The following is an 11,920-nucleotide window of genomic DNA, read 5'->3' on the forward strand; positions in this document are numbered from 1 at the left end:
GCTCTACTGGTAACTTTCTCAGAGAGATTAATTTCTGCTCTGCAAGACACTTATGTGATTACATAGGTGTCTTTTTAACAATAAAAAACACCACATATATATTATTAAAATACATATGTGGCAGTTATTTATGAATCTATTTATCTAAACACAATTTTCAAACTGAATTATTTTTATCCCGTACCATCAGCAAACGGCACTATTTTCGTACTGAATTACTTCTACCCCGCTCCATCAGCAAGCGACACTATTTTCAAATTAGTAGGCTAATATTTTACATACAGTCAAACATTTTTTTTGCATATGATTCTATATCACTAGGATTTATCATATTGTATTTTTCTCTAACGTCTTTGAAATATTTTCCAATATACTCTTTTTTTATTATCTCAGTAGATGATTCTAATTCTGGAATTTTCCCTCTAGTTTCTAACCAAGGATATTCAGAATGTGTAAATTTTTCTAATACTTTTCCGCTATAGCAACAAAAATGTTTTACTACATTTTCCATAATTATCAATTCTGATGATGTAAATATTGTATCTGAAACTTCTATTTTTGATTCAATTGGATCAAATTTATAATGTTTATATTTAAAATAAATCTCGGGATAAACCGGACCATGCGCCCACGCCTGACAATCTTCTTCAAACAAGAATTCATTATTAAATGCATAATAAAATCCTTGGACATAATACAATGATTTTTGTAATGCTAAAGGCGTAATATCTTCGCAACGATTTAAGATATAATTAATAACCCTATTTATTTTTGACTCTTCATTTAAATTCCCTTCAAGAATTTTATCAACTGCTTCTTTACTTTTTTTATACGCAATTTCTGAAGGTAATTTTTCTTTATTATTTTCTAAAAGTTCACTATAAAATACTGGACTTTCATAGATTTTATTTAGTATATCTGAATACTGTTTACTAGGAATATCTCCATTACAGTAACGTGAATAAGTTTGTTCACCCCATCCTAATAACAATGACAATGGACGCTTAGATATATTATACTTTTCACATATTCCTAATATTTTCTCTAAAGAGATGATACCATTCTTTTCTCTATATACATCATATAAAGCTTCTAGATTATAATCATTTATACTATTCACAAAGATATCAGATTTACATTCTTTGCATTTAGCAACTTTGCCAGTGTAAGTATAAGTCTCACCTTTTATAGTTCCTATCATTTGTTCTTCAATTATGCTATACTCAACATCATTTCTACAGTTTTCACAAAAAACTTTTTCCATATCAAAATTCCTCACTTACTATTTATCCATTTCAAAATATACATCATCTTTATAATTAGATTATCTAAATGCATAATCTATTTCTTTATTGCATTTATGAAAGGAAATCACTATAGTACGATTTGTCTCTCCATAATCAATTATATTAAACTTTGTATAAATATCTACAACTTCTTCTACATCATCTATATTAAATAAACTTACTTGAGGTACAAAAACATACAACACTTCATGTTCATATCCAATATTTGTATTCTGTAGAGAGTGACAAAAATCATCAACTTTAATATTTAGTAATATACTTTTTTGCTTATCACTTCTAATATTATAATCGTTAACAAATGCGATATTTTCTCTCCTATTTTGATTAAATGAAATCGTGTATTTATTGGATCTTATACATTCTTTTATTATGTATAGAATATTTTCTATATCTTCTTTTGTATAATTTTGATTATAATTAGGGTTCATAAAATCACCTCTTTATACTATCATCATAACTAAAACTACGACTTTTGTCAATTAAAAATGTATCAATTAGTACATTTTTTTGAAAAAATCATCTTTTTTATTATCTTATTACAAAAAAACCGCTTATCTAGCATACAACTACATAAGCGGTTTTCTAATTTAATCTTATTCTTTATTCCTTCTCACTCACAAAACCATTTTTTTCTAATAGTTCTTTAGTTACTTTTTCTATACTAGAAGGTTGTGCATAGAAATCAGCGAACTTCTTAGTCCATGTTTTAGTCTCACGTGCTTCTGCGAAGTCTTCCATTGTTTGACGGTATTCTTTTAATACTTCTACATTTGATTTAGGGAATTCATTATATCCTACATTAGCCACTTCTGGTAATCTAGGTTTAACTTTTTCTGTTGATAACTCTTCATCTATAACCCCAATACTTAAACCACATACAAATAAAGCAGTCTCAGGAATATTCAATAATTCTGAAATACTATTGCCAAAACGTCTTAAACCACCACAATACACGATTCCATATCCTAAAGACTCAGCAGCTAAAGCGGCATTTTGCATCGCTATACCAACATCTAAAGTCCCGATAAGTAAAGGCTCGTATTGATTAGAAATATCAAACTCTCCACCTTCAATATCAAATGATAATTTAATATTAGTATAATCTAAGAAATATAGTAAAAGCGCCGCAGAATTTTCGATATGAACCGCATTACCAGGTGATTTTTCACGGATTAAATCAGCAATTTGTTGTTTAGTTTCACCTGTTGTTACAATAATACTATAATGTTGACCATTCATCCAGCTAGATCCTTGTTTTGAACTAGTGATGATTTGCTCAAGATGTTCTTTAGGTAGTTCTTTTCCTTTTACAAAACTACGAGTCGTACGATGATTTAGCATCGTTTTAATTACTTCATTCATGTGTTACCTCCGAAAATTTCTAGTAATAGTAACTTAATTATAACGTGAAAAAGAATAGAATGAAAGGAAATAGGCTGATAAGATTCAACATTTTTAATCTTTATGAAAATACACTATATCCATCCCATCCTTTATATTTTATTATTCCGTTGTAGTAACTCTTACTACAATGATATCATTTATACGTTGTAGTTCCAATAGCTTCACCTTATTTTTTCAAAAATAAAGCGAAAAGTCTTTAGAATCAATATTCCAAAGACTTTCAATTATTATTTTATATAAAACTGCTAATAATACATACTATTTCATTCTTATGTATACACGTCATGTCATAATTTTACTATAGAGATACTTGTATGTATTATTAAACTAATTTTTCATAACCTTTTTTGATTTTATTTAATAAGGCTGTGTCCGTCAATTCTGTTACTTCACTTAAAGCTTCAATAACACCTTTTTCTTTAATTAATTGTTCAAGTTTTACAGATTGTTCATCTTCTTCAGATTTAAATGTAAGAATATATGAACAAGCTTTTAATAAAGCACTATTTGATAATCCTAATTCTTCTGTTTCTCTAATAGGTTTAATGAATCTTTCATTATACCCTAATTTTCTTATAGGAGTACGACAAATTCTAGAAACATTATCTACAATACGAGGATTTTCAAAACGTTTGATTGTTTTATTTCTATAAGCTTCCATCTCTGCTTTATCGAATCCCCATTTTTCCTCAAGTAATGCACTAGTTTCTTCTAATACAGCGATGAAATCTTTTCTTACATCAGCATGTTTAGCACCATCTGAAACTAACTCAATACCTAAGTAATTCGCAATATAGCTTAGTGCTGCATGTCCTGTATTTACCGTAAATAGTTTTCTTTCAATAAATGGATTAAGATCTTCTACGTAGTGTACTTGTTCAATATTTCTATTACTTTCTACTTTTATTTTATCCGCTTCTATTACCCATTCACAGAATTTCTCTACTTCAACTAAAAGAACATCATCATGTTTTTGAGCTGGTACAATTCTATCTACTGCAGAATTTGGGAATCCTACATATTCATTAACAAAATCTTGTTCCTGTTCTGAAAGGTGTTTAAATACTTCTGTTTTTAAAAATTCAGATCCAGAGATCATATTTTCACAAGCGATAATATCTAATAATTTAGTATTATTATTCTCTACTTTTAATTTTAATCCTTCTGCGATATCTTTAGCTATGATAGGCAGAACATTCGGACCTATAGAAGTAGTAATTAATTCTACCTCACTGATTGCTGTATAAAGTTGTTCTTTTTCTTCAGCAATGTTTAAAGCATCAAAGTTATTAAGTTCAACTTCTTCAATATTTTCATCTAATATTCTAATAGTGTATGTATCACGGCGTTTTAAATCATTAACCACATCTTTATTAATATCTACAAAAGTAATGTGATATCCAGATTTATTTAATAATTCTCCTATGAATCCACGTCCGATATTTCCCGCACCAAAGTGTAAATTTTTCATTGTAATACCTTCTTACTAATTTTATTTTTAATTATTCAACTTCTGATAATAAAGTAATAACTTCCTCTTCAGTAGCTGCATTTACTAATTTTATAACATTTTCTTGTTCTGAACAGAAGATTGCTATTTTTGATAATAATTCTAAATGCTCACCGTCTTTACCAGCTATACCAAATACTACGAATACCATCTTATCTTCAGTATCTTCAGGATTCGAAAAAGAAACTCCTCCAGGTATTTGAATAATAGAAATTCCTGTACTTTTAATTGATTTTTTAGCTTCATCTGTTCCGTGAGGAATCGCAATAAAGTTCCCCATGTAAGTTGATACGATTTCTTCTCTTTCTAACATTGCAGGGATGTAATCACTATCTACATATCCATTTTCTACTAAGATTTCTCCTGCTTTTCTAATCGCTTCTTCTTTGTTACTAATTTCTTGTCCTAATCTAATATCTTTTTTTGTTAAATTCATCTTCATTTCTCCTTCTAGTTTTCTTATTCTATCTCTTATAAGTTAATTATACCTTTAGTTATCCTACTAAACAATATCAAAGTCGGCGAAACACTTTTTGCCAAAATAGAGTTATAAATACTGCCAAAAAATAAATTCGACAGTAAATCACTTTAAAACATCGCTATATATGAACTTCATTTATAACAAAATAGCGACCTGAAATTAATTTCCAAGTCGCTATTATAACTATAACTGTAAGATATAATTTTTCAAAATTAGTTCAATCTTTGTAAGGATAAAGTCTTTATTCTTACTAGCCAAAGCTTTAGTAAATACCTCATCATCTAATATCGCAATACTAATTTGACTAAGTAAATCTGTAAATTCTTGTTGATTTTGACTAACCATCACTATAAAATTATCAACAATCTGATCACTTCCCATTGGATCCTTCATAATGATACTATCATTTAACGAACTAATAATAACAAACGGTTCTTTGATATCATTATTCAACGTATGGAAAAGAGCTATATTCGTATTAGGAATAACTACAGAACTCTTAGTATGTCTTTCTAACAAACTATTTAAAACTTCATCTTTGTTAGTAATATTCAGTGTTGAATCCTTTAAAATACCATTTAATATTTCTTCATAATTAGCTACGCTAGCTGTTTCAACATACTCAGTGTTTTTCAAAATAATTCGACACGCATGGCTAAACCTATCAATATTGATAATATTTTCTCTTTTAACAGCATTATTTCTTTTGAAACTCCTACTAGATAATATTTTTTCACGAATTAAGTTTATATCTTTTTCTTTTAGTATAGTCGGGATTAATAAGTAATCGACATCTTGTTCTAATTCGATTGAAGATATTACTACGTCATAATTATTTACTAAAGATTTAGTTACCTTACTAGGAATTGTATATTCTAGATTTTTTATTTCAGGAATATTCTTTCTAATCTGACTACCTAAAATTTTTGAACTTCCTATACCGCTAGCACATATTACTAGAGCACGAATAAAATTCTTTCTATAAATTTGTTCATAACTAGAAGCAAAATGTATAACAATATAACTTAACTCCGTAGAATTAAACATAATTTCATCAAACACAACTAACAGTTCTGATTTAATTACAAGATATAGCTCGTTGTAATTTTTCAATACAAAATCTTGTAATTCATCATTTTCCTCTATTAAATTCATCTGATGTCTTTTTATAGCTGATTCAACATGTGCAATAAGACCACTAGAAAGATTCGTATCTTGTGTAAAATCTACATTCATTTTTTCAGAAACATATTTTATCAATAGGCTTATTTTATATACTAATGTATATGAATACTTATCATTTAAATATGAAAGTTGTTCAATTAGACGACAAGTTTTTAATATTTTGATAAGAAATTGAATTATATCATCTGTAATATCAAATTCAATAATATCTTTAGAAGCGATTAGTAATGACTTTATACTATCATATTCTTGGTTCGTAATATTTTCTTTAATATCAGTTGGATATGACATTCTAAGAAACACCACATTTAAACTTATAAGAATTTTCTTAATACTAGAATCAGTATATATTTTAAACACATCAAGATGTTTATTTTGATAAAATACCTTTTTTATAAAGTCAAAATTCAAGAATTTTGTAAATGGATTGCTTGATAAAATACTACGGTCATTTAATCTAGTGAAAAATTCCTCATCACTAATCTCATTACACAGCAATGAAATAAGAAGTACTCTTCGATCTATTTCACTACCTTCTATTTCAATACCATGCCCTTTTTTTCTAATCAATATCAACTTGTAATCAGATAAAATCTTTTCGATAGTGCCTATTGCAGTCGCAACAGTATTATAACTTAACATCAGTTTCTCAGAAATATCTTTAATCGAAGTATCTTCACTAAGAATTAAGAAGCATAATATTAAATTCAATCTAGTTTCAGTTGAATATGCATAATCTTGAAAACTAGCTTCAAATAATGAAGAATCCAACTCGGATAAATTACCTTTTAGTACATACTTAGACTTTTCTTTCGTTAAATCTATTCCAAGTTGATTTAATGAACTCTCTAAGTTTTTAATTTCTCTATAGAGTGTTCGTTCTTTAATTTTTGTAGCCTTAGCAATCTCTTTTATACTAAGTGCTTCATCAGTATTTTTCAACAAAACTTGTAATATTAATTTTTCACGTTCGTTAAACATATGACCTCCATTCAAAGATATCCAAAACTTTCTTTCATAATAAAAATATGACTTCCTCTTAGTAATGCATAGCGCCTTATCTAAGAAGAAGTCATAAACACTACCGTATCTATTTACAAAATATTATATAGTTATTTTTCTATTTTTGCAAATTCTCAACGATTTCATCGTATTTTGGACTGTTTAGGAAATTATCTACAGATACGTGTAGAGCTTTTCCATTCATTTGTTTCGCTCTTGGCGTTAATTCATTTTGAGTTACGATTAATAATCCACTTTCTTCATTTAAATTTCTAATCGCTACATTTGTTACTTCATAATCAAGTCCAGCTTTTTTCACTTTATTACGTAGGATAGAAGCACCCATCGCTGAGCTTCCCATTCCTGCATCACAAGCGAAGATAATTCTTTTAACATCAGCATAAGAAGTTTCACTTGCAGTATCAGCTGCTACGTCTTGTCCTTTTGATTCAGCTTTCATGTTACTTACTTTGCTTTGTGCTGATTCTAGATCTCCATCACCTTTATCACGTTTTAAGATGATACTTGCGATTACGAATGTTACTAGAGTAGAAACTACCACCCCTGCAGTTACTGCGAAGTAGCTTCCTGTAGCTGTTTGAGCGAATACTGCTAAAATACTACCTGGTGAAGCCGGAGCACGAAGACCTGCACCTAATAGTTGGAATGTTGCTGTACCACTTACTCCTCCTGCCATAGCTGCGAAGATTAATGCAGGTTTCATTAAGATATATGGGAAGTAGATCTCATGGATACCACCGATGAAGTGGATGATTGCTGCACCTGGAGCAGAAGCTTTAGCAGAACCTTTTCCAAAGAACATGTAAGCTAGTAAGATACCGAATCCAACACCTGGGTTAGCTTCTAATAGGTATAGAACTGATTTACCAGTATTTAATGATTGTTCAGTTGCGATTGGTGTTAAGATACCATGGTTAATCGCATTGTTTAAGAATAAGATTTTTGCTGGTTCGATAAACACGTTAGCAAGTGGTAATAAATGCGCATTAATAATCACATCTACTCCAGCACTAAGTGCATTAGTAATAACTTTAACAATAGGTCCAATTCCAAAGAATCCTAAAATAGCTAAGATAAATCCAAGAATACCAGCTGAGAAGTTGTTTACTAACATCTCTAATCCAGTTTTAATTTTTGGTTGAACTGCTTTGTCAAATTTTTTCATTAGGTGAGCTGCGATAGGTCCCATAACCATAGCTCCTAGGAACATTGGTGTTCCATTTAAACCTTTTTCATTGATTGTCACTGTTCCAACAATAACACCCATAGTAGCAATCGCTGCTACAACTCCTCCACGTTCATCATGAACGTTTTTACCAGCTGAATAAGAAATTAATAGTGGTAATAGGAAGAATATCATCGGTGCAACTAATGCCGCAAGTTTTGCGTTTGGCATCCATCCTGTTGGTATAAATAATGCAGTAATTAATCCCCAAGCTATAAATGCTCCAATGTTAGGCATTACCATACTTGAAAGAGCAGTACCGACTTTTTGAACTAAAACTTTTAAACTACTTTTATTTTCGCTCATAAGTATATATCTCCTTTTGTGTTTTACTTTTATCTTATGAACTCATTATACATTCTGCCTAGTCAACTAACAATATCAAAGTAGGCAAAATGAATTTTGCCAAATTGAAAACGCAACACAAATACTTTAATACCAGTATTTTAGGAAATAATTTCAACTTGGCAAAAAAATTAAAAATAGTTATTATTGAGTGTTAACAGTGTTATAAAAAATTAAAATTTCATCAAAAAATTCGGACTGATATAATATCAATCCGAATAAAATTTATTTTATTTCACAGCAAATTCTTGACTACCTAATTCAACTCCACCTACTCCTTTATATGCAGTAAGTTTTACAGGTGTAGTTAAGTCTGTAAGTTCATAAGCTACAGCTCCAGAAACTGTTCCGCCTTTTTTAATTGTAACTAACTGATCATTAAGTAAAGACTTATCAGGATGTGATGCTGGCTGAAGCTTATTAACCTTGTTTTTATCATTATCCAGAATTGCTCCATTTGGAAAAGCAGCTGTCCAAGCAACACTAGGTGAAATTATATCTTTATCGCTTTTGTTCGTAGTATCATACCAGAATGCTATAACAGGATTTTTACCATATTCATTACCTTCAGATCCAACAGGTATAACTTTGTACTTAGTAATTTTTATATCAATATCAGTCATGACAACTTTTCCATCTTTAAATGTATACTGACCTTCTCTACTAGAAGAATTTACTTTATCTTTATCAGTTTCATTCTTAACTGGATTTTCTTTCTTTTCTTCCTTCATTGTTGAACATCCACTTATTATTAAGCTAGATGTATTAATGCTGTTAATAATTTTTTTGATTTCATAGTATTAAACACCTTTACTCTTCGAAAATATCATTAATTTTTATATACTTTCTTTTACCTTCTAATTCTTCTATACGAAAATAAAAATCCTCATAACTATTAAGTTTACTTTTATTCTGTTCATAAAATTCTAATACAAATTTCAAATCTACTTTATATATTTCAACAAACTCTGATGGCATTATTTTTATTTTATTATTTTTATCTATATCAAAGTCCTTCCTCCATAGTAGAAATTCCTCAACAGTTTTAGAATATTTATTAAATAGATATCTCTTTCTTTTTACAACTTTATTTACTTCAAGAAATACTGGTAATTTTCCATTATTATAACAACTAATAACTATTATTTCATCATCAGTTACAATTTCTACACCATTCTCGAGAAGAATTCTCTTAAACTCAATATTTTTGTACAACTTCCATGTTTTTCTGTTATCTTTACGATAATATCGTACAGTAAAAAATGAAGCAATAAGTATTCCTAGAAATGATATTACATTTCCTACCCAATCTGCTAAAGATCCTGGATCTAAATTCATCATTATCAAACCTCCTAAACAACTATTATTTCTTAATTTATATTTTATATCCTATTTGAAATCCTAATGTATGTATATAATTTATCATCTTCATTGGCAAAATACTTAATTAAAGATCTCGGATAATAATGTTGTTTCTTTGTTACCATATATTAGTAAATTCACTCCTAAATATTTATTTTTTTTTATTAAAATTTGGATTCCATCTATATTGTAAATAACCTATTCTTTCTGGAGTCAAATATTTATCGATTAAATCATTTTTTATTTGAAATTTTTTATTTATATCATACTGAACATAACAAATAAAATTATCGTTCTCTGGAAATAAACTTCTCTTATTTCCTCTTCTTACTTCTTCTTTATAAATAGTCATAAATACAATGTCAGTTTCCATTTCCCCGTGCTTCACTTTGTTATTACTAAATCCATAATTTTTAATAGTCTTCACTTCCATAATAGCTTCATTAACCATTTCTTTCAACTGAAATTTATTAACTTTTCCAACATACATTGTGCAACTAAATCTTTTTTTATCATCTAAACTAATATCGGTTATTTCTGAAACCTTATATCTCTCATTTTCTATATTTCCATAGTTTCTAAATAAATCATCAGTTTCATTCCTAATCTCTTCATTCACTTCCCACATTGATGATGAACGATACAATTCTGCCAACGCATTTTCTCTTTGTTCTGAATAACTAAATATTTCAGATAGCTGTTTTACACTTAAACTAAGAAATGAATTTAATGACTTTGTTGACTTAAATCCAACATATAAATCATCAGTAAATTTTAAATTCTCGTTTTTTACTACGCAATTTACTACATGTAGTCCAAATTCACAACGAGAATCGATATCTAAATTTGGATGTGTATAATCTATATTAAATTGTATTTTTTCTTTATTTCCAAATGGGTTAAATGAATATGAATAATTACACTCCATTAATATTGTCGAATAACTTAAATTTTTTATAAAGTTTTTCCCTTCTTCCGAAATATCGGGATTTTGTAGTATAACCTCTTCTGTTACCATATTTTCGATTAAATATATAAATAACCTTAGGCATGTCGCAGCAGTAGCATCAAATACTTCTTTTAAATCAATTACAAAATCATACGTTGATTTATTTTTTTCTAAATATTCTCTACCTATTTTATAACTAAAAACTATTTTGTTATTATTTAAATATGTATCTCCATGAGAGATAGAGTTTCGTATGTTTGAATCAGATAATTTTGTTAATTCTTCATATTCCCTCGCAGTAAGTACATCTATTTGAGATGTTAAATTTTTCTGAGATAAATTTTTTTCTTCAACAATTCCTTCTATTTCTATAAAAAATTTTAAAAGATTACTGTAAGAAGAATTCAATAAATCATTATATATATTAAGTGAGAAAATATTAGCTTTCAGTTCCTCGGAACCATTAAATTTCTCCATTAAAATTATTCTTTCTTCAATAGTTAACAATTTTTCATATGATTTAATTAATAAATCCAGATTATCAATTATTACATTCAATAATTTATTCTTTCCTAATTTATTTTCTAATGTTTTAATTTTGTTGTCGATAAAATAATAAATTTCTCTATTCCAATATTTTAATTGTTCATTTTTACAGAACTTATATACTATATTTTTATATAAATAATTTTCTTCTAATTCTATATCAATATCTGATAAAAAATCATTTACTATTTTATTTTCAGTTTCTTCATTTGTATTTATCCAAACCTTTAAATAATCAAACATATCTTCTCCTATAAATAAAATCCAATTTTATAATATTTTAAAATTTCACATTAATAATTATACCAAATTTGATCTTTTATTCATAATTTTTCACAGCTCTCTCAAAAGTTGATTTTACAAATTTCTATAGTGTTACAATTGATGTAAGATAAAATATAAAAAAGAAGAGTAAATCCTGTAAAATGAAATTACTTCAAATCAAATAGGGAATTTACTCTTATGAAAACTATTATAACGGATAACTTACAAAATACACAACAATATATAACTATTGTATATAAAAATTGGCTCTTTGTCAAGTTCGGGGCACGGGAAAAAATCACTCAAGAAATCTAGGCAG

General features: G+C 28.1%; 10 protein-coding genes. All 10 read right to left on the reverse strand.

Annotation, left to right across the window (positions count from 1 at the left end):
• Window positions 1–274: 274 nt before the first annotated feature.
• The 10 genes from RWS90_RS06920 to RWS90_RS06965 all read right to left on the reverse strand — a co-directional run bounded on the left by RWS90_RS06920 (window position 275) and on the right by RWS90_RS06965 (window position 11,580).
• Window positions 275–1,264 carry a type II TA system antitoxin MqsA family protein gene (locus RWS90_RS06920; RefSeq protein ID WP_314549912.1) on the reverse strand — a complete coding sequence of 330 codons (990 nt, stop codon included), beginning with the start codon at window positions 1,262–1,264 and terminating at the stop codon, window positions 275–277.
• Between the two features lie 60 nt (window positions 1,265–1,324).
• Entirely contained in the window at window positions 1,325–1,735 is a 411-nt protein-coding gene (locus RWS90_RS06925) for a hypothetical protein (protein ID WP_314549914.1), read from the reverse strand.
• Window positions 1,736–1,907: 172 nt separating this feature from the next.
• A complete protein-coding gene (locus RWS90_RS06930; protein ID WP_314549916.1) occupies window positions 1,908–2,669 on the reverse strand; it encodes a nitroreductase family protein in 762 nt (253 codons plus the stop codon).
• A gap of 364 nt (window positions 2,670–3,033) precedes the next feature.
• Window positions 3,034–4,182, reverse strand: a complete 1,149-nt coding sequence (locus RWS90_RS06935; RefSeq protein WP_314549918.1) for a mannitol-1-phosphate 5-dehydrogenase — start codon at window positions 4,180–4,182, stop codon at window positions 3,034–3,036.
• Between the two features lie 31 nt (window positions 4,183–4,213).
• Window positions 4,214–4,657, reverse strand: coding sequence for a PTS sugar transporter subunit IIA (locus RWS90_RS06940; protein WP_314549920.1), 444 nt, complete (start codon window positions 4,655–4,657; stop codon window positions 4,214–4,216).
• A 228-nt stretch (window positions 4,658–4,885) separates the two neighbouring features.
• The gene (locus tag RWS90_RS06945; RefSeq protein ID WP_314549923.1) at window positions 4,886–6,868 is read right to left on the reverse strand and encodes a PTS sugar transporter subunit IIA; all 1,983 of its coding nucleotides are present in this window, start codon (window positions 6,866–6,868) and stop codon (window positions 4,886–4,888) included.
• 139 nt (window positions 6,869–7,007) lie between these two features.
• Window positions 7,008–8,441 carry a PTS mannitol transporter subunit IICB gene (locus RWS90_RS06950; RefSeq protein ID WP_314549925.1) on the reverse strand — a complete coding sequence of 478 codons (1,434 nt, stop codon included), beginning with the start codon at window positions 8,439–8,441 and terminating at the stop codon, window positions 7,008–7,010.
• Between the two features lie 269 nt (window positions 8,442–8,710).
• Entirely contained in the window at window positions 8,711–9,211 is a 501-nt protein-coding gene (locus tag RWS90_RS06955) for a DUF5067 domain-containing protein (protein ID WP_314549929.1), read from the reverse strand.
• A gap of 79 nt (window positions 9,212–9,290) precedes the next feature.
• Window positions 9,291–9,821, reverse strand: coding sequence for a hypothetical protein (locus RWS90_RS06960; protein ID WP_314549931.1), 531 nt, complete (start codon window positions 9,819–9,821; stop codon window positions 9,291–9,293).
• A 172-nt stretch (window positions 9,822–9,993) separates the two neighbouring features.
• On the reverse strand, window positions 9,994–11,580 hold the full coding sequence (locus RWS90_RS06965) for a hypothetical protein (RefSeq protein WP_314549932.1): 1,587 nt from the start codon (window positions 11,578–11,580) through the stop codon (window positions 9,994–9,996).
• Between the last annotated feature and the right edge of the window lie 340 nt (window positions 11,581–11,920).

It is taken from the genome of uncultured Gemella sp. (genome assembly GCF_963529685.1).
Classification (GTDB): Bacteria; Bacillota; Bacilli; order Staphylococcales; family Gemellaceae; genus Gemella.

Coding starts and splice junctions, on each gene's coding strand:
- RWS90_RS06920 (WP_314549912.1), bottom strand. CDS start 1,264: ATGGAAAAAGTTTTTTGTGAAAACTGTAGAAATGATGTTGAGTATAGC.
- RWS90_RS06925 (WP_314549914.1), bottom strand. CDS start 1,735: ATGAACCCTAATTATAATCAAAATTATACAAAAGAAGATATAGAAAAT.
- RWS90_RS06930 (WP_314549916.1), bottom strand. CDS start 2,669: ATGAATGAAGTAATTAAAACGATGCTAAATCATCGTACGACTCGTAGT.
- RWS90_RS06935 (WP_314549918.1), bottom strand. CDS start 4,182: ATGAAAAATTTACACTTTGGTGCGGGAAATATCGGACGTGGATTCATA.
- RWS90_RS06940 (WP_314549920.1), bottom strand. CDS start 4,657: ATGAATTTAACAAAAAAAGATATTAGATTAGGACAAGAAATTAGTAAC.
- RWS90_RS06945 (WP_314549923.1), bottom strand. CDS start 6,868: ATGTTTAACGAACGTGAAAAATTAATATTACAAGTTTTGTTGAAAAAT.
- RWS90_RS06950 (WP_314549925.1), bottom strand. CDS start 8,441: ATGAGCGAAAATAAAAGTAGTTTAAAAGTTTTAGTTCAAAAAGTCGGT.
- RWS90_RS06955 (WP_314549929.1), bottom strand. CDS start 9,211: ATGAAGGAAGAAAAGAAAGAAAATCCAGTTAAGAATGAAACTGATAAA.
- RWS90_RS06960 (WP_314549931.1), bottom strand. CDS start 9,821: ATGATGAATTTAGATCCAGGATCTTTAGCAGATTGGGTAGGAAATGTA.
- RWS90_RS06965 (WP_314549932.1), bottom strand. CDS start 11,580: ATGTTTGATTATTTAAAGGTTTGGATAAATACAAATGAAGAAACTGAA.